Source organism: Pseudomonas sp. KH_017 (genome assembly GCF_057840285.1).
The window spans coordinates 2887413-2906435 of record NZ_CM174509.1; the positions used below are offsets into that span (position 1 = coordinate 2887413).

The window sequence follows — 19023 nt, forward strand, 5'->3', positions numbered from 1 at the left end:
TAAAACACCAAGGTCTTATTCAAGACCATGCGCCTCAGTTTTTCAGGATAGCCGGTCAGCGAACTGGCGTATGACATACCGGCCGGACATCTACCTCCGCCAGGCGAATGCCGGATCCAGGTCGCCGCGCACGTTTTCGGCAACATCTGCGGCTCCCTGCTGCTCGACCCAGCTGGTGAGTTCCATGATGGCAGCTTCTAGAGCGAGTTGATTTTGGGTGATCTTGAACAGCAGGGAAGGGAGCAGGTCTGAGTCAGGCATCGCGAATCCTCTGTGGATACCTCAGCGTAACCGTCGAAAATTGCGTTGCAACGGTACGTGCAAACTCCTTGAGGTCCGCGCAATCAGACCCCAAAGCGGATGCTTTGCCGATGGCTCTCTGTTTTCTGTCATCGTCCCAAGAAAATCTTGATGAGGTTGAGTGCGTTTTGCGCCGGAAAATGGTTCCGCAACTCAAAACCCGCCCCTTGAAAACCGCTGGACGCAGCTCGTTTAAAATCAGTAGCTTGCGGAACACACGGCGTGCTAACCTATTGATCTACTTAGCTTTGTGGGTGGATTGCAAATCCGCCTACGCCGGTTCGATTCCGACCTCGGCCTCCACTAATAAACAAGCTCCGTAGATCTATGATTTACGGAGCTTTTTTATTTGCAGTAGCCTGCAAGATTTAGTCTTGAAAAGGGTATTTGCGAACTTGCTTCACTGGGGCGGGATGTATATATTTCCACCTCTGCTGCACAAGCGTCAGAACTGCCAGATCGTTATTTGGCAAAACCTGGACGCTTCACCGCGCTACCGCCCGAATGGCGAAACTGGTAGACGCATGGGACTTAAAATCCCCCGCTCGTAAGGGCGTGCCGGTTCGATTCCGGCTTCGGGCACCAATAGTATGATTTCAGATGTTCCCGTAAACATCTGAAACCTAGAGAAACCGGCCTTGTAGCCGGTTTTTTTGTGTCTGAATATCCCCGTATGTTCCTGTACAGCCCCACGATTTAGGTATACGTTTAGGTATATATCGGTTCGATATCGAGGCGTATACCTATGGCGCGCACCGTAACCCCCCTTACTGACCCCAAATGCGAGGCCGCCAAACCCCGCGCAAAGGACTACACCCTGTTCGACGGGCAAGGGCTTTTTTTGCTTGTAAGGGCCACCGGCACCAAGGTCTGGCGCTTCAAGTATAAAAAGCCAAGCGGTAAGCCTGGTCTGGCAACGTTCGGCAACTACCCGGCTCTCGGTCTGAAAGCCGCCCGCGCGCGTCGAGCCGATGCACTCGAGTTGCTGGCGCATGGCCAAGACCCCATCGAGAGCGCTAAGCAAGCAAAGATCGAGGCGGCCAATGAGGCGGGGAACACCTTTGAGGCGCTGGCCCTGGAATGGCACGCCAGCATGGCCGGCAAATGGTCGAAGGATCACGCGGTCAGGGTGCTGAAAGAGATTGAGGTTGATCTTTTCCCCATGCTGGGCAAACGCCCCGTATCCGACCTGAAAACCCGCGACCTGCTGGCCTGTCTGAAGGCAGTAGAGAAGCGCGGCGCGCTTGATGTGGTTGGGCGACTGCGTCAGCGCATCGCCGGAATCATGCGAATCGCCGTTCAGCGCAATTTCATCGAATACAACCCGGCGCTTGATCTGGTGGGGGGGACTGCCACCCGCAAGACCAAACACCGCCCGGCCTTGCCCCTTGAGCGGTTGCCGGAGTTGTTGCAACGCTGCGAGGCTGACACCGGACGACCGCTTACCTGTCTTGCTGTAAGCCTAGCTTTACTGGTGTTCATTCGTTCTAGTGAGCTGCGTTTTGCTCGCTGGTCGGAGTTCGACTTTACCCGGAGCATGTGGACGATTCCCGGCGAACGGGCACCAATCGAGGGTGTCAAGAGGTCGCACCGAGGAGCCAAGATGGGGACTCCGCACCTTGTCCCGTTGTCACGCCAGACGCTTGAGGTGCTGGAACAGATACGTCGGCTGAGCGGTCGTTTTGAGCTGGTGCTGCCAGGAGATCACTACCACTGGCGGCCAATGTCGGAGAACACCGTAAACAAGTCACTGCGCCGCATGGGATACGACACCAAGATAGAGGTTTGCGGGCACGGTTTCCGCACTATGGCCTGTTCCGCGTTGGTCGAGTCCGGCCTATGGTCGCGTGACGCGGTTGAGCGGCAAATGAGCCACCAAGAGCGCAACGGTGTGCGCGCGGCCTACATCCACAAGGCTGAGCACTTGGAAGAGCGCCGACGGATGATGACGTGGTGGGCTGACTACTTGGACGCCAACCGGAAAAAGCACATCACGCCCTATGATTTTGCGCACCAGAACACCGATGTGGTGAGCGTCGAGAGGGGGCTACAAGCATGGCAATAAAAAGGGGCAAGCGATCAAAGGCACTTCCAGTATTCGACAATAAACCCGAGTGGGGTACAGGTGATTTGGTCGATGAAAGCCTGTCTGATGCTGCGCAGGCAATTATCGCTGACTTGGCCGAACATCACGACGTCGATCTTCAGGAATGGTTCAAGCAAAGGCTTGGGTCCTACAGAGCGGTCATCAGCGAAACGGAAAAAGGACCGGCGCGCCACGAAGAAATTCGACATGTACAGCAGGCGCAAATTTATCTTCAGGAAGCGGTCCGGTGGCTAAACAGTCTCCCTCCTTTCGCCGAGGGTTACATCAACGATGCCTGCTGGCGTAACCATGGGTGCTTTTTCAGCGGCGGTTTACTTTCTGACTTTACGACGAAGGCCGCCGCGGTATCCGATGCTCTGAGCATTACCGAGCAAAAACTGGAGCAGGCTCCAACTATTCGTGGCGTGAAGCCGAAGTATCCGCGAGATGATTTTTTGGCTGATACCGCGGACAAGCTGCGGCAGTCGTCCTTAGTGAAGATGACCAAACGCAGAGCTGCGGCGCTCGCCCGAGAGCTTCTCGTTGCCGCAGGAGTCGAGGTGCCAGAGGACGTTGTTGAATATGAAAAATTGATCCGACGTGCAAAAAAAGGGGGGAAAAAAGCCTCTAACTAATCTCTTTTGAGCACTGCGACAGCAATCGGGGGTTCAACAAAAATGGCTCCGTACCGATACGGAGGCGCACAAATGCAACCAGTAACAATTCCCCCGAAAGCTCTTATCCGTCAGCCAGCGCTCTGTCAATGGCTGGACCTGTCCCGCTCCGGCCTAGACAAACTCCGCAAGAAAGACCCGACCTTCCCGAAGCCGATCAAAGACGGCGACACCCGCCAGGCTGCTGCGTATTACGTCGTGGCTGAGGTGGATGCATGGCTGCGCGCCAAGATCGAAGCGAGGGATGCAGTATGAGCCATTCATCATCGCTTACAGCGTCCTGGAAGTTTCGCGTAATGGCCGCCCTGCACGCTGATTCCTCCCAGTCTTCTTCTCTCTGGTCCTGGCGCAAAGCCAAGCAGCTCGGGGTGTAACCCATGAAAAGTCAAAACGGCGCCAATGCGCCGACGGGATCGGCTTGGCTGAAATCCATGATTGGGCCAGTAGCCCGGTACCTTCTTGGCGAGCCAAATCCCGCAATGAGCAAGCCGACCGAGCTTCGATTCGGAGCGCATGGCTCTTTATCCGTTGATCTGGAAAAGGGGGTATGGCACTCGCACGAAGACGGGCGCGGTGGAGGCGTATTGGATTTGATAGCCTGGCAAACCGGCATCACAAGTCGGGCCGAGCAAATGGGCTGGCTTGAGCAGCAAGGCTTAAAAGAAAAGCAGCCGGCACCATGTCCTGGAAGTCCTGATGTCCTACCGGCCAGCCGTCGCATGTCGGCTTGGTATGACTACACAGACGAAGACGGCAACGATCTGTTTCAAGTTGTCCGCTACGAACCAAAGGCCTTTCGCCAGCGCCGCCCGGACGGAAAAGGCGGCTGGATGTGGTCAGTGAAGGGGGTGCGTCAGGTTCCCTACCGTCTGCCGCAATTGCTGGACACGCCGTGGGATACGCCAGTGTTTGTCGTGGAGGGCGAGAAGGACGTATTGCGCCTGGAGTCACTGGGGTTGGTCGCAACCTGCAACGCCGGCGGCGCTGGCAAGTGGCCTAATGCGCTCAACAAACATTTCGCGCGCCGCCACGTAGTGATTCTGGCGGATAACGACGAGCCGGGACGTCAACACGCCGACAAGGTTTGTCGGGCACTGAGTCAGGCCGAGGCAGAAGTTCGCGTACTGAGCCTCCCAGGGCTGCTGCCGAAGGGCGACGTATCCGACTGGCTGGACGCGGGCGGCACCGTCGAGCAACTGCTGCAAATGGTGGATGCTCCCTGCAATCACCAGTTCGAGGACGACGATCAGCAGCCAGTCGAGGAGCACTTCGAGCCCGGTGATGATGCCGAGGAAAAGCAGAGCCAGGCGTCTCTACTGGTGAAGTTCGTGGAGCAACGCTTCGAGCTGTTCCACGATGAAAACAAGGACGTCTTCGCCCGGGATCGTACGACGGGCGAAGTGCGTAATCTAGCCGCACGCCAGTTCCGAGATGCACTGGTCGCCGGATTTTACTCGGACAGTGGAAAGGCGCCCCGAGATCAATCGGTCCGGGAGGCGCTGGGCACCCTGAGCGGCCTCGGCCGATTCCATGGAGACTGTCAGGAGGTACACCTGCGCACTGCTGGTGCCGCTGGTGATTACTTTCTCGACCTGGCTGTACCAGGCAGTAGCCGAGCGGTTCGCATTCGGCCGGGTAAGTGGGAGATCGCCGAGTCACCCGAGGCCATGTTCGTTCGACCTGAATCCATGCAGCCGATTCCAGCTCCAGTTCCAGGTGGATCGATCGAGCAACTTTGGCACGTGGCGAACATCCCGCACGGCTCCCGTCTGCTGGCCCTGGCTTGGCTGATCGAATGCCTGCGTCCTGATACGCCTTATCCAGTGCTGGAGCTGCTGGGCGAGCAGGGTAGTGCGAAGAGCACGACACAAACAGCGCTGCGCCAGCTCATTGATCCGAATTCCTGCCCTTTGCGCAGTGCTCCGAGGTCGTCGGAGGACCTATTCGTTTCTGCTGGTGTGTGTGCGGTAGTGAGCCTGGAGAACGTCTCGCACTTGCCCGCAGCAACTCAGGATGCCATGTGCGTATTGGCAACCGGAGGCGGCTTTGCCAAGCGCAAGCTGTACTCGGATGCCGACGAAAGTGTTATCAGCGTGAAGCGCCCCGTCGTGCTGAACGGCATATCTGCGGCAGTCACGGCGCAAGATCTGGTGGACAGAACGATCACCATCGAGACGCCGGTCATCAGCGAGCGGCTGGAAGTAACAGACCTTTGGCGGGAGTACGAAGCCGAGCGTCCGTGTTTGCTGGGGGCGCTGCTGGATATTTTCGCCAAGGCGCTGGAGTTGTTGCCGCAGATGCAAATCCCCGCCGACGATCGTCCGCGGCTGGTTGAATTTGCTCGCCTCGGTATGGCTGTCGCCGCCGCAGCAGGTCATGAGCCCGAGGACTTCCTGCGCGAGTTCAAAGCCAGTCGGCAGGAAAGTCTGGCTCGCACCATTGACGCTAGTCCGGTAGCTGCCGCCGTAGTGGAACTGGTCGAGGCGCGTCCGCACGGCGTGACCGCCCCGGCAAAGGATATTCTGCGAGCCCTGGAACAGTACCGTCCAACCGGCTGCGATTCGTGGCCCCGTTCCGCTAAGGGGCTAGGGGACGCCCTGCGACGTGCTGCTCCCGCTCTTCGGCAGATAGGCATCGAGTGCAAGTCCCTGGGTAAATCTGGGGGGACGGTGAAATGGGGTATCGGGAGAAAGTTATCGAAGCAATGTCCTGCAAGTCCTGATGTCCTGCCAGACGATCACCCCGAGCAGGACATTGGGACTTGCAGGACTTCGAGTCGGCAACTATCCCCCGACACCACCAGTACTTCGCAGGACATGGCCTTCGATGAATCCGACGCGGAGGCCTTCTGATGGGAGTTATCGACTATCTCCAGGATCGCGGGTTCAGTGCCAAGGTGGTGGGTACCCGCTTATTCGTTTCGCCATCCAGGAGGCTGACACAGGAGGAGCGTCGCTACATCAAGTTGCACCGTTTGGAGCTGATGGTCGAAGTGGCGGCCAGCGATGGTGAAGCCCGCCGCAGTCACTGGACAGTGTCCGTGACAGGGTACGGTCCCTTCACAATGATCGGTGAGCCGATGACTCATGCCGAAGCCTTGGTTGAAGCCCGAACGCGATGGCCTAATGCGAAGATAGAGTAACGTTTAGCCCGGATAACTACCGGGCTTTATTCTTTTACGCAGTTGATTGGTGATGATTTCGCCTGCATGGGTGTCCGGGAATACTTGACCAGTTCAGGTTGCCTCCAGACTACTTGATCACTGCTTTGGTTTTGGCATAGATTTACTCTTGTCGTTCCCTTAAGGGGGCGATGTTGGGCCGGTTCGAGTGATTCGACTGGTACCGTTCTTGCCTTATTAGGCGCCGCGGACCTCCACTTTCATACAGGAGGCCGCCATGGCCCATAAATCTGTTATCAAACATCGTTTCGCTGCGTTCGATCGCCAAGGTGGCCGCTGCTATTACTGCGGCTTCCAGATGTGGCGCGATACTCCTGAGGCCTTCGCCCGCCGCCATGGCCTTTCCCTTCGGCAGGCTAGGCACTTCCAGTGCACAGCCGAGCATCTGGTTGCCAGGCAGGATGGCGGAAGAGATACCCAGTCCAATATTGCTGCTGCCTGCCAGCGGTGCAATCAGCGCCGTCATAAGCTTAAGGACGCGCCTGAGCCGCAGGAGTACAAGGCTCTAGTGGAGAAGCGGCTGAGCAAAGGTGGCTGGCACCCGCTTCCAGCAGGTACCTATTTGTTCTGATCACCAAGATGGCCTTGGCTGCTCTGGAATGCGTTTATCGGGAGCCGATCCCGACCCAAAGCTGATGGTGGCGACAGGCAGAAATCGGCCAAAAGGCGCCCTCCAAAAAAAGGCCGCTCACAACCAGTAATAAACCTCGGGAAGGGCAACAATCGTCTATGGGTTCAACCGGTCGATGCTACTCACTAAATTCTGTGTACTCAGGAGCCGCGTTGCGCCGAGCTGAACCAGAGCCAGCATCTTACGATGGGAACGGGACACCTCGGTTTGAGTCGAGCTTTGACCCGACAATCAGAGAAAATTCGAGGATTTCAGTTTCTCTATTTTCAGATACGCATTCTTGAACTGATGGATTGCCGGAAGCACTTCTGACTGGTAGACCGCCGCATAACGCTCACTCCTCTTCAGGAATTCTCGGCAGCTGTCTGCAAGCCCTTTCGGTGTAATCAGGGTGATTTCGGCCTGATCGACAACTTGGCCGGGCTCGAACGCCGAAACGCCAGTAACCATCAGGAAAGCCGAGGAGGGGGTAGGACGCGGCGCTCGAAGATTGAAAAGTTCCTCAAGGCCGACATCTTCAGCGACAAGCCCCTCACGCATCTTTAAACGGAGCGAAATGAACCGGTCGGTTTCGAGCAAACCGTCAATTCTTGCCTTCGTAACCAACTCCAGAATCTGTTCGACCTTCGCTCCGGTAGTCACGATGTTTCGGGCAACATTACCATAATCAAACATCACCTCTTCAGGTCGGAGCTTTCGAGTGTTTCCAATGGAGGCAGGGCTGCTTTGGGCAGCTTCGGCCAAGTTGTGAAGCACGTTCCACAGCGGCTTTTCGTCTACGATTGCACGCTGCTCTGCTTCAACCGCCTGGCTCCTGGTCTCAAAGTGTTCGATCTCGATGGAGGTAATAGTGCGCGCCCACTTTGAGTCACGCATGTGCTGAGAAAGCCTGCGCGAGGCGCTCAGTGATATACCCACGTAGAGCAGTCGCTTTTCGGCATCAAAGTGCCGATATAGTGCTGTAAAGTCCTGTCCCATCCCTTGGTTCCACTCGGCTCTGATTGGAACCTAATGGTAACAAGGTTTGTTGAGCCATGGGGTACAGCACCAGAAACCTAGCCAAAGTTTTTAACGCCCCTGGGCGACATTGGTACTCCATCTGGCTGTGATCATTGCGTTATCTTTCTCTGTTCGACAACGTCATTGGTCTGGCGAACAACATTCACGAAATTTAAGTCCTGCCCTGCGCGAGGCGTGTTACCGGCCAATGCGGGTCAGATGAGGTTCTTTCGCTCGGACTTCCACGCCAGCGGTGGAAAGAGCTTATAAATATTCCTACAGGCCAAAATAAAAATATTTAAGTGGTTTCTTATCATTGCGGCCCGCTACCTAAGTTAATTATTTTATGGTTTTTTTTGGGGGGGCGTTCCTAGTGAGCAAAAAGGAATATTCAGCCGATTTTTTTCCTCGGTTTTTGTAGCCACTCCTTGGGGCTTACATCTTTCTATGGACTAGTATCTCCACCCCGAGTTTGTTTGCCATTTCCTCTGCCGCATCAGTGTATCCCTTTGTTGTTATAATACAGTAGCGGGTGCAGTCGTAAAATTTTCCTCCAGAGTGAATTTGCATTACTGCATCAACCCCAACAGGTGAGGAGAGGTTTTTGCACTGAACTCCTATCTTTTCCGAGTTTGACTTTGCGATTATATCAACGCCAAAATCGCCAGTGGCGCTTGTTATTACAACATCATAACCGAGTGACTTATATATTCTGTATACTTCCATCTCAAACTCTGCCCCCTTTAGATAGCTGCTTTGGTGGCTCTCTTGGGCTTTGCTTAGGGTTCGCTCTTCTTCGTTAATTATTAGCTCGATTAGTCTGCATATAAAGTATGTATTGGTATGTTTTGTGTATTTAAAGCCAAGGTTTTTGCTCGTAGCTCTTTTTACTAGGCTTGTATCGAACTCCCCATTAATTAGTCTTATTTTCCTGCCAGAAAACAAGCTCATTATGTGGTGCCTGTTTTCTGTGATCTGCTTTATTGGGTGCTCTAGACCTGATATTACTTTGTATATGTCATGTATTTCGTCGCAGATACGTGCTGAGCATTCGGAGAGTTCTTTTCGGGTGATCGACGAAACAAAATCAGCGCTTGCCGGGATTGAATACCACTTCTCGAAATATTCCTTGTTTATGATTTTATTAAACTCCACTCCTTCTATGTTTTTGTCGCTCTCGAGAAGCTGTCTTGAAAATTCCAAAACCTTCATCTCAATTTCTTCTATTGAGTCTTCTGAGCTTGCTTTAACTTTTAGTCCATATTTTTTTGAGTATTTATTTATTTCTTTGACAGTGTCATCTTTAAGAGGATCGTCGCCGACCGCATCATATCCGTCGAGATCTTTTGTGTATACGTATGGCTCTCTGCTCAAATTATTTAGTGACGGCGTATTCCATGGAATGGTGTTCCAATATGCAAAAAATTGATCTTGGTCAACTCTGAAGTTGTCTGAAATTTTAGAGTAAACCGATATAAAACCCTCAATATCTATCACCATTACTGTCATCCTTATCTATTTTTACATTAGATGTTACTTTTTGTGCTTGTATAGTTAATCTAAGCGTTTGATAGGGTAAGCATGGCCCAAAAAAGCAGGGTCTGCAGAGGGACGGTAGTATCCGGGGGCTCCCGCCTATCTCTTCGAGGGCTCGGATTCCTGAAAAAGACTTCCGAATCTGGTGAAAAACACCGATCCCGTTGCATGAGTTTCCCGATGAAGCAGGTGACCTTCGCCGACGCCGGGTACCCCGGCAGGCGCAAGCAGACCGCAAGGAGTTGTTCCTGATCGAGATGGATCAGGTGGTGCGGTGGAAGAGGTTAGAAGCGGGCCTCCAAAGTCGATACATGAAATATCCCTCACGCAGGTCGCGCGCACTCGCCAACCAGATACCGTGCAGACACTGTCAACTTCATGAATAAGCCACGAATTGCCTTGACCACGACTACCACGACCGCCCGAGGCGGGTCGTGAGAGGTGTCGTGAGCCAATAACACACGAACTTCAAAGGCCCGCCAGTGATGGATAGGGCCTTTTCTTTTGCCCTTGTGTCGCTGGTCCCAACACAAGGAAAAGCACTATGTATGCACCGTTGATTCTCGATATGCAGGTTGGGTTGTTTCATGGTCCGGATAAACCATGGGCTGGCGAAGCGCTGCTAAACACTTTGAATAGTCTATTGAGCAAAGCCCGGCGTGCGGGCGCGCCAATTTTTCTTGCTCGCCATATCGGTCCGCCTGGCTCGCCTATCGAGTCAGGAAGCCATTGACACAATTGGTGCAGGAACTGTTGCTACAAGGCGGTGAAGTGATCTTCGAAAAAAGCCGACCCAATGCCTTCGCCACGACTGACCTGGCGGATCAGCTATAGGCTTGTGGATCTCAGGGCGTGGTTATTGCCGGAATGAAGGCCCTGTATTGTGTCGACAGCACCTGCCGTGCCGCACGAGATCTTGGATTCGATGCAGTGCTGATCGCCGATGGGCATACCTGCACCGATACCCCTGCGCTGAAGGCCGAAAATACTGTCGCTCATCATAATGCGACCTTGGCGGCCCCCTTCTGTCGTGTCGTACTCGCTGAGGACTGGTGTTTCTGACCGGCATCGACAGATCCATCTGAGACAGGCTTGATCTGTCCGTTTTGGGTCGGTTTCAGCCCGTTGCAACAGGCAGTATTCGGCCAAAAGCAGTCAATCGCCGCCTACAAAATTAAGGGCGATTCACAGCACCTGCATATTGCTAACGTTACGCGCGCGACGCTGCGCGCAATGCCCGCGGTGAAGCGGAGGAGCAGAGTGTCCAAGGATGAAGGACGAATATTTCTGCTGGGGCGTGGGGAAAGCTCACTGCTAGAGTGGATGTCCGCGTGCTGTCAGATCGAGAAATCCACTCCATTTGTGAAGCTTGTTCAAACGCGAGAATATCTGTATACGCCTTTAATATTCTCGGCGAGATAACCTCCAACCGAGTCGGCGTTTACCAACCCGTTGAAGGCGCTTTGTGGTACATCGAAGTATTGGTAAAGCGTACCATTTTTAAACTCTACCTCTAAAGTCTCACTATCTTCGTCATAGCCTACAGACTCTACGTTTGAAGATGACACCGGGCTTCGTTCCATAATTACTCCTAAGGTTTTATTTTATCAATTCGAGGATTCTGAGCTCGCCATGTTTCTACTAGTTCTTCATAGTTAGGATTATCCTCCATTTTTATACCCCATCCACCTGGAGAAAGAGATTCATCCATAGGAAGCTCATCGTAAACTATAGGGTCTTGGCTGTCTGGTCGTCGATTTTTCGGCGGGGCTAGAATAGACGTCCTCATAGGAAGTTTTACCGCCTCGCCTAAGATGATCGCTTCCCCGGTCCTCAAGATGGGCAGCATACTAGTTAGTCCGTCAAGATTATCTGAGAGTGCGGATGTGATGTGCGCGCGATCTGTCGAATTGGTCAATCTAAGGGCAAAAAAAGTCCCGCACTGAGATAGAATTGTAGGGTCTATTTCAGACGGACGTTGGCTGACGATCATTGCGCCGATACCGTATTTTCGCCCCTCTTTTACTATCCGCTGCACAATTTTAGAAGCCATGCCCTTGAAACTATCATTGAGATATATATGCGCTTCCTCCATGACAATTAATAAAGGACGGTGCCTGCCGCCTTGAGATAGGTTTCTCGCCCAAAAAAGAGCTTCATACAGTATCCTTAGTACCGCCCCTATGGTAGTTTGCAATATGTCTGGGGGCACGCCAGATAAATCCAAGATAGAAATTGATTTTCCGCCAATCCAGCTCTCAAGTAATGCATCTAGATCAGTAACTACTGCACCGTCTGCTTCCGGCATCCAATCGCCGGGACGAAATATAAAGTCATACCTAGGTATTCGGAGTTTTGTGCCGAGTAGCAGAACATTTTTCCCGATGTTCAATGAGCCTGGTAGATAGTTGATTTTCTCCTCATTGGCCTCGGTAACGATGTTCTTAAATATTGGAGGTATCCCTGTAGCGGGATTTCCTCTTAGTTCATTGCCGGCGGGGTCAAGTTCAAATGCAAGATTATCCATAGGCTTTCCGGAGCGGCCTTTGTAGTAAGTTGCAAATGTCTCGATGAAAAGGTCATACCACAGGTGGTGAATACTAAAAGGAATAGGGGAGTCAACGCTAACCGAATCAAGGGATGCGCCAGCTCTTGGATATTTGGCGATTGACTCGGCTTTTAGTTTATGGACTCGCTCCATAACAACATTTTTTTCTTTCTCGTTGCTGAACTCGCCAAAGCTAACTTCGCAAAGCTCATCAAAATTTAACGCCCAGAATGGAATTCGTAGCTCGCTTTCTGCGAGTTTAGACGACTTAAATGAGTTAATTTTGAAGATGTCAGCCTTGTCTTTAAGGGCAGAACCATACTCCCCATGTAAGTCGAGCATAATAATTCGCGAAGAAGGGTATTTTTCAGTGTCGGATAGTGCATTCATAATGCTTGCTACCGTTGTGGACTTACCAGATCCTGTCGTACCAACGATAGCGGAGTGACGAGTGACAAGCTTATTAATATCAATCAAGGCCGGTATAGATTCAGCGTTTGAGATATGCCCTAACTTTACGAAGTAGGGTCGATCTGGACGGCCATAAATTGTTTTTAGCTCCTTTTCGGATACTAAGTGTACCTCATCCCCAATGGTGGGGTACTGTGATAGACCTCTTTGAAATGAGCCATTTCGTTGACCCTCACCGACAAGCTGGATTCTCATCCATCTATTACTTTGATCGTCGATGCTGGTTTTATTTTCTGGTACAGCGCTTGCGCCTACTTGACTGACAATTCCGAATAAATCAGAAAAGCCTATAGGTATTCTCACGAAACTACCGATCTGTCCGACCCTATATCCTTGGCCGTCTATATAAATGAAGCCTGTCAATGATTGTTTTGATAATGAAATGCTAACCGCCGTCCCGTTTACATCTTGGACATCGCCCAAGTAGGTTTCCTTGCTAGCCATTAACTTCCCCCTGCTGTTGAGCCGATTATCCTTTTCAAAAAGCTCGTAAAGACAGCAAAGTCACCAAGTTTGATAATGTTCTCTGTCTTGTCTGATGTGTCATCAACCTTGGACGAAGTAATAAACGCCCTGATATCCACGTCAGCATCGTCGTTTTCAGGAAATAGAGACCACCGCCCTGGGTTTGTACCAATAATGGCCTTGTTGAATGTCCAAATATTTAGGTTGTGCTGGTTTTTTGCTAATCGATATGCCTCAGGGTACTTTTCTTTCGCAATCCCGCCAGGAAGCTGATCTTCGAAATTTCCATACATCAGCGCTAGCACCATCGCGGTAGGGTTTGCTTTTAGAGCGTTTATTATGGTGTCATTTAAATGACCATCATTAAATGAGTAGCCTGACATTATGAGTAATGAAGATTTTTTACGAATGAATCTATTTAGCTGATCTATGAGTGCAAGATAAGGCATCTTCCGGCTTTCTTCATACTTCAAGTGTGAAGGGTAGATCAGGTGGGACGCATCCTCCTTTATTTCTGAAGATCGATAGACTTTCTTCTGGCCAGATATTTCTTCTTTGTACCAGTTAATTGATCCGTGAATTTTCCAAAGTCTAGACCAGTGAACGGGTATTAGATTGTCTTCTAGAGCTCGCAAGTCAAAAAACGATCTTCGGGCACCCACGAATCCATCGAAATACTCGACTTCAAGATCCTCAAGTGATTGTTCCATAAGCAAGTCGTAATTCGTGGTAAATATTTCGACGGGGGCTTTCCTGTCTATAGAACGTATCCATTTGCACAGTTGGTGATAAGGAGTGTCTTGGCTTGGAAGTAATACATCAATTTTTTTAACAATAATCTTGCAGATTTTTTTCTCAAGGTCTAAAAGACTCGTCTCGCTTAATCCTCTAACGTCTCCGCCTTTGGATACAGTTAAGAGACTTCTTAAGAAGCTTAGGGTGTCCTCTATATTTTCAGAGTTTCGTTCTGCCTTAACTAACTCAGTCAAAAGAATTTTATATTGAGCGTCTTCAATTAGCTGGCTGTTAATGAATTTTGTAAGGTTTGCTACGTCAGGGATTAATGGCCATTCATCTGTTGGCATGCTTACTGAGAGAGGGCATCCCGCAGATAAAAAAAAGCCGATTGATTCATTATCTTGTGATAAAGATTGACGAAGATATTTTAAATGCCTAATAGGATCATGAAAGCCTTCCATGTAACCGTTCCCCTCTGACATAGGTGTTTTGGCTGGTCACATTTCAGATGGGCGTAACATTGGCTTCCCGCCTGATGATTCCCTGCATAGGCTGAACCTAGCAGGCAGCCAAAATTGATACAAGCGCTTTTATGGCTGAATGCCACCTACGACGGGCTATAAACTCGGTCATGAATGCGCGAACGCGCGAACTGATTGGCGCCTGGGCGACTTAGGAGGTGTCTAGAACAGGGTTACACCCCCTGAAGATGGAAGAAATCACCTTCAAAGGCACGGCTATCATCGATAGTCTGAACTGGCCACGTGCCGCCTCGCCAAAGCCTGCATAAAGGCGAGTAAAGCGCTTAACGTTGGTACACGGTGTCGGGGATGAGGTGCACGCAGGCCTGAAAACTATCGCGCCATCAATTACCTCAATGCTCAGCTTGTTACCAATCTCCAACCTCAAACTCGTTAGTAGTTCAGGTGGCAAGTCGAAGTTCACAGACTGCTTCTGGCCGCTTTCTGCCTGTCGCGAAGGACTGGAAACGACCCAACGCGGACACTCCCTGCCCATTTCTTCCATCAGGGAGTATGTCTGGTTGTTAGCCAGTCTTGGCAAAGATAAACTTCGGCCAGAGTCTATGGGGGGCTCTCAGGACTTTGAGCGGAGCAAGGGAAGGATGTTAAGCCGAGGATCGGGGGGGCGGAGATGGGAGTCATCTGTACACGCACCGGGCGTGCTCGAAGGCGCACGTGAGGCTCGAGCGATGAGGCCATCAGCCAATCCGCAAGTGAAATGCTTAAATCCTGGGAAAAGGTTGACATGAGGTTCGTCGTACAATTTAGGTCAGGCGATTCGCCAACGACCAATCACTACCCGCATGCAGTGCTTGTCCAGGATAACTGGGACGACTATGGCTATAAGACAACGTTCCACGTCACGCTGCATATGTCGGCGGATGAAAGCTTTGATCTCGGCAACATCAAGATAATTGAGACCGGTCGAACAAGCGGCTACACCGTGATGCCCAGGCGGTCTTTCAAGGAATTGCCTAATGGTTATGCATCGCTAGGTGCAGACCTCGATTATTACGAGACGATCTTCAAACTCGGACGTGACGTCTTCGAGCCATATTTCAGAGGCATTCGAGATGTCGCGTTCGACGACGAGATCAAGGCCAGTGTCGAAGACAGCGAAGCCTATCGGGTCTCACTCTTGCGTTTTGGCGGTGCCGAACGGACCCTCGGCGACGCCGCACGATTACTGCGTGGGCCTACCTTACCGACGAAACGGAGAAGTGCAGGTTTTAAAGTCAAGTTTAAGACTCGGGTGGCGCATCGCTCAAACACCTTCACGATCGACTTCGATTTTCGGCGGCGTGGCCGTCTGCCGAACCGTATCAACGCTCTGATTGGCTACAACGGTACGGGCAAAACCCGGCTGCTCTCGAACCTCGCAATTGTGGCGAGCGGATACGGCTACGGTAGCAAAGAAGACGTGCTGGATGATGCGGCTGGGCGGTTTGTCGGGAACGCGCCGCCGTTCAAGACCGTGGTCGTAGTGTCCTACAGCGCGTTCGACACCTTCGTCATTCCGGGGCGCACAGAGGTGGAGAAGGAAAGGCTCCAAGAGCGCGGAGAGATTTTTGGGTACGTTTATTGTGGTCTGCGCGAGAGATCGGACGATGGCGCGCCGAACGGTGAACAGGCCTACCGGCTGCGCACGCCAACGGAAATCGAGTCGGAGTTCTTGTCGGCACTAGAGCGCGTCCGTGAAGCTGATCGCTTGGAGAGCCTGCTGGAGGTCCTGAAACCGCTCCTGCGCGATCCATCGTTCCAGCGAATCGGACTGACCCAGATCTACGCCAATCGCGATGATGACGAGCTCGGCGAGCTTTTTCGCAGCCTGAGCAGTGGTCACAAGGTGGTCCTTAAAATCGTCACCGAACTCACAGCGCACATCTCGGGTTCGGAGCCGACGCTAGTACTCATCGACGAGCCCGAAACCCACCTCCATCCACCATTGCTCGCCGCGTTTCTCAAGAGTGTGCGCGCGTGTCTCGAAACCTTCGATGGCTACGCGATCATCGCCACCCACTCGCCGGTGGTCCTGCAGGAAACTCCGGCGAAATATGTCCAGGTGCTGCGCCGAGTCGCCGACCAGACACGAGTCGTGGCGCCAAGCGTGGAGACGTTCGCGGAGAGCATTGGCGTAATAACGCAGGAGGTTTTCAATCTTGGCGACGGCTCAACCGATTGGCACGAAACACTGAGCGCGCTGGCGCGTCGAAACACACTTGAGGAGATCGAGGAAGCGTTCGGTCGCAAGCTGGGCTTTGCTGCGCGCTCCTATGTTCTGAGCATTCGCGACGAGATGGAGGAGTAGCGGATGCGCTCGATTCCACTGCTCGCCGTCGATGCGACGGACGTATTCGATGAGATTGCCGCGGCCAAGCACCAACCACGACGAGGAAGAATGCAGACGGCTCGCGCGGAGGTCCTCGCCGCCTATCAGGGCTACGACGATGTAGCGCCGGACGTTGGCGAGCTGGACAAGGCCCCGCTAACCGATCAGCAGAAGGAAGCGATGCGGCACGCGTACAACGTGGAGACCGAGCCGATGACTACGCTCCGCGGTGGACTCTTGAAGAGGATATGTGTCGCACGGTGCCCGTTCTGCGGGATCAGCGAGTCCTCGACGCTTGATCACTATCTGCCGAAGGAGCAATACCCCGAGTACTCGGTATTTCCGAGCAATCTCGTTCCGAGCTGCGCGGTCTGCAACACGCGCAAGCGAGACCGCATCCTGGACGAAGGAACAAACGTGCGGATGTTCCTGCACCCCTGTTACGACGTAATCCCAAACCTAGAGTTTCTGACGGTGCACACTCGCATGGAAGCGGATGCACTGATCTTATCTTATCGACTGACACGGCCGGCCGGGATGGCGCTTCGCACCTTCCAGCATTTACGGTCGCATTTCAGGGAGCTCAATCTCGCCGATCGTTATAGACGGATGGGCCTTGAGCATTTGGGGGGACAATATCCCGCCCTTCGCCGCGCTTACGGCTTGGGTGAAGATGCGGAACGCGTTGCGGAGAAGCTGATTGAGGGAGCGCAGGACTTTGAAGAAGTGTCAGGTCCGAACTACTGGCTCGCCAAGCTCTATCGAGCACTGGCCAGTAATATCGGTTTCTGCGACGGCGGCTTCGATGCAGTTCGAGTTCAAGCCCAGCCGTAGTCTCGTCCACGAGCAAGACGCCTTAGCAGCCGCTTGCCAGCATATTGCATAGGTCCAGTACAGGCATGCTAGCGCTTGATGTCAGCTTCTGGCCGTTCTCAGCCCATCATGGTTACAACGTGTGCTGGTCAAAAGTGCGGCAGACTGAGTCGCTCCTGATTTCGTAGTGCTTTTGGCCGATTCCTGTGTGTCACCTCAGGTAGGAACCAACCTAAAGCGCACACCGGTTACCAGCAAAGGTACGATCAAATCGATGCCAAAGAGGCACGCTGTACAGCGCTCAGACTTTCAGTAGTCGTTGTGTAGTTAATGAAAGGAATATTTGCAGCGTTTCAGGAGTGTACGTCCCAGTAGGTGCTATCCCGTCCACCATTTGCATTTCAAAAAAGAGTCCGTCTGGTGCGTTTCTTACAATCAGCATTGAGGTCTGAGAGGGGGCATCTTCGTTGTACATCGTGGCTCTGAAGAATGCTGGTACCGACTCGGTTGCAGGATGAAAACTTGAGTTCAATACTCGGCGCCGGTAGCGGACATTTATCACAGGCGCATCTGATTCATGCGTTGCCACTTGATTTACTAGAGCTCCCGTGGTTTGAGGCGTGTTCAGAGCTTCATCGAGCCATTCGCGCCACATTTGTAGCTCTGGATTGCTTTTATGCAGAGTAGAAATTGCGTTGAAAAAGTCCGAGCGGATTGCCCGAACAAACGTCGCTGTCGAAGCCTGACGTTGCTGGTACTCCACCTCAATCAAGGTCTGTGCACGCAATAACTCAATTGACCTATCACTATCTTCTTCAGTGATTTGACCATCTGACATCGCACGAAGCCCCTTGGCAAATTGGATCAAAGATGGACGATTATTGGGATTGATCGCGGCAGCATGGGATATGAGCAGCATCGCATGGTGAATGAGTGGTTGCCTTGGAAACAGCTGACCAAGGTCGTATTCCCTTTCGAACCACACGGGGCCGGGAAAGACGATCCCTCGTTCACCGTAGATCATCGCCCAAAAGACTTTCCCCAAGCTGAACACGTCGCCTTTTTCATCAACTTCTGCCACCCGGCCTACGGAATATTCGGGAGGGCGATATGCCCACGCCCCCATAGCCCGTAGTTGAGGGGTCAAACGCTCATCCTGAGCAAGATATGCGCATCCAAAATCTGCCAGATGAAGAGTTTGCTCCGATTCTTTGAAAAGTAAATTCGAGGGTTTGATATCCCGATGATGGATCGGCCGTTCGCGCTGGGCCAAGGCGGCAAGGGTGTCTGCTATAGGTAAGAGCGCCCGTGCTGCTGCGTCGGGTTGTCCTCTAAAGAAATGGATGATCTCTTCAAGGTTTTTATCCATTTTCTCCATAACAATTTCGACGTCACCAGCGCGCTCCCGGACCTCTCGAACAGCTACCAAACTAAGCTCTGGGACCTCCTGAAGCGAAAATACTATTTCAGCCTCGCGTTTGAATCTCGCAACAGCCTCCCGGCTGGCACCAGGTTTTAATCGCTTAATCGCATGGTGCCCATCCGTCCATACATAGGCATTTCCGCCTGCCCCTAATTGAACCCAGCTATCAGGTACGCCTGGGTGATTTTTCTTCCATGTGCTCGCTTCCATAGAAGTCACTACCGGTGATTTAAGTTTGAATGCTGAAGCCTATCATGACCGCATCGTGTGGACCGTCACCGGAAGCTTTTGGCCGTTCTCGGTCAATA

The 19023-nt window shown here is 52.4% G+C and carries 15 protein-coding genes, 1 tRNA gene and 2 pseudogenes; 11 read left to right on the forward strand and 7 right to left on the reverse strand.

From position 1 onward, the window contains the following. Window positions 1–90: 90 nt before the first annotated feature. Window positions 91–261, reverse strand: a complete 171-nt coding sequence (locus tag AC3IT6_RS13130; RefSeq protein ID WP_489356702.1) for a hypothetical protein — start codon at window positions 259–261, stop codon at window positions 91–93. Between the two features lie 537 nt (window positions 262–798). Here AC3IT6_RS13130 and AC3IT6_RS13135 point away from each other — a divergent pair. The 7 genes from AC3IT6_RS13135 to AC3IT6_RS13165 all read left to right on the forward strand — a co-directional run bounded on the left by AC3IT6_RS13135 (window position 799) and on the right by AC3IT6_RS13165 (window position 6812). Next, window positions 799–885 (forward strand) — tRNA-Leu (locus AC3IT6_RS13135). A gap of 160 nt (window positions 886–1045) precedes the next feature. Further along, window positions 1046–2365 (forward strand): tyrosine-type recombinase/integrase, encoded by a 1320-nt coding sequence (locus AC3IT6_RS13140; RefSeq protein ID WP_489356064.1) that lies wholly within the window; start codon window positions 1046–1048, stop codon window positions 2363–2365. Continuing rightward, on the forward strand, window positions 2356–3021 hold the full coding sequence (locus AC3IT6_RS13145) for a hypothetical protein (RefSeq protein WP_223487422.1): 666 nt from the start codon (window positions 2356–2358) through the stop codon (window positions 3019–3021). The genes AC3IT6_RS13140 and AC3IT6_RS13145 overlap by 10 nt, the downstream gene beginning before the upstream one ends. Before the next feature lie 72 nt (window positions 3022–3093). Then, on the forward strand, window positions 3094–3315 hold the full coding sequence (locus AC3IT6_RS13150) for a helix-turn-helix transcriptional regulator (RefSeq protein WP_007899974.1): 222 nt from the start codon (window positions 3094–3096) through the stop codon (window positions 3313–3315). A 122-nt stretch (window positions 3316–3437) separates the two neighbouring features. Beyond that, entirely contained in the window at window positions 3438–5912 is a 2475-nt protein-coding gene (locus AC3IT6_RS13155; protein ID WP_489356067.1) for a toprim domain-containing protein, read from the forward strand. Continuing rightward, entirely contained in the window at window positions 5912–6202 is a 291-nt protein-coding gene (locus AC3IT6_RS13160) for a hypothetical protein (protein ID WP_489356069.1), read from the forward strand. Before AC3IT6_RS13155 ends, AC3IT6_RS13160 begins: the two co-directional genes overlap by 1 nt. A gap of 256 nt (window positions 6203–6458) precedes the next feature. Next, window positions 6459–6812 (forward strand): HNH endonuclease, encoded by a 354-nt coding sequence (locus tag AC3IT6_RS13165; protein ID WP_489356071.1) that lies wholly within the window; start codon window positions 6459–6461, stop codon window positions 6810–6812. A 291-nt stretch (window positions 6813–7103) separates the two neighbouring features. Here AC3IT6_RS13165 and AC3IT6_RS13170 read toward each other — a convergent pair whose 3' ends face one another. Continuing rightward, complete coding sequence (locus AC3IT6_RS13170) at window positions 7104–7850, reverse strand: GIY-YIG nuclease family protein (RefSeq protein WP_489356073.1); 747 nt, start codon at window positions 7848–7850, stop codon at window positions 7104–7106. Window positions 7851–8306: 456 nt separating this feature from the next. Beyond that, window positions 8307–9371, reverse strand: coding sequence for a restriction endonuclease (locus tag AC3IT6_RS13175; RefSeq protein ID WP_489356075.1), 1065 nt, complete (start codon window positions 9369–9371; stop codon window positions 8307–8309). Between the two features lie 216 nt (window positions 9372–9587). On the opposite strand from AC3IT6_RS13175, the pseudogene AC3IT6_RS13180 reads away from it, so the two are divergent. Further along, window positions 9588–9724, forward strand: a pseudogene (locus tag AC3IT6_RS13180) (IS5/IS1182 family transposase); the annotation flags it as partial. 227 nt (window positions 9725–9951) lie between these two features. Further along, window positions 9952–10469, forward strand: a pseudogene (locus AC3IT6_RS13185) (isochorismatase family protein). 311 nt (window positions 10470–10780) lie between these two features. Here AC3IT6_RS13185 and AC3IT6_RS13190 read toward each other — a convergent pair. The 3 genes from AC3IT6_RS13190 to AC3IT6_RS13200 are packed head-to-tail and all read right to left on the reverse strand — an operon-like array spanning window position 10781 to window position 14090. Further along, window positions 10781–10990: a KTSC domain-containing protein gene (locus AC3IT6_RS13190; protein ID WP_080274897.1), complete on the reverse strand. Its 210-nt coding sequence runs from the start codon at window positions 10988–10990 to the stop codon at window positions 10781–10783. An 8-nt stretch (window positions 10991–10998) separates the two neighbouring features. Beyond that, window positions 10999–12870: an ATP-binding protein gene (locus AC3IT6_RS13195; RefSeq protein WP_489356078.1), complete on the reverse strand. Its 1872-nt coding sequence runs from the start codon at window positions 12868–12870 to the stop codon at window positions 10999–11001. Beyond that, window positions 12870–14090 (reverse strand): SIR2 family protein, encoded by a 1221-nt coding sequence (locus AC3IT6_RS13200; protein ID WP_489356080.1) that lies wholly within the window; start codon window positions 14088–14090, stop codon window positions 12870–12872. The genes AC3IT6_RS13195 and AC3IT6_RS13200 overlap by 1 nt, the downstream gene beginning before the upstream one ends. A gap of 805 nt (window positions 14091–14895) precedes the next feature. On the opposite strand from AC3IT6_RS13200, the gene AC3IT6_RS13205 reads away from it, so the two are divergent. Continuing rightward, window positions 14896–16458 carry an AAA family ATPase gene (locus AC3IT6_RS13205; protein ID WP_489356082.1) on the forward strand — a complete coding sequence of 521 codons (1563 nt, stop codon included), beginning with the start codon at window positions 14896–14898 and terminating at the stop codon, window positions 16456–16458. A gap of 3 nt (window positions 16459–16461) precedes the next feature. Continuing rightward, window positions 16462–17313, forward strand: a complete 852-nt coding sequence (locus AC3IT6_RS13210; protein ID WP_489356084.1) for an HNH endonuclease — start codon at window positions 16462–16464, stop codon at window positions 17311–17313. A gap of 280 nt (window positions 17314–17593) precedes the next feature. On the opposite strand, the gene AC3IT6_RS13215 is transcribed toward AC3IT6_RS13210, so the two are convergent. Beyond that, window positions 17594–18925 (reverse strand): protein kinase domain-containing protein, encoded by a 1332-nt coding sequence (locus tag AC3IT6_RS13215; RefSeq protein ID WP_489356086.1) that lies wholly within the window; start codon window positions 18923–18925, stop codon window positions 17594–17596. Window positions 18926–19023 lie beyond the last annotated feature (98 nt).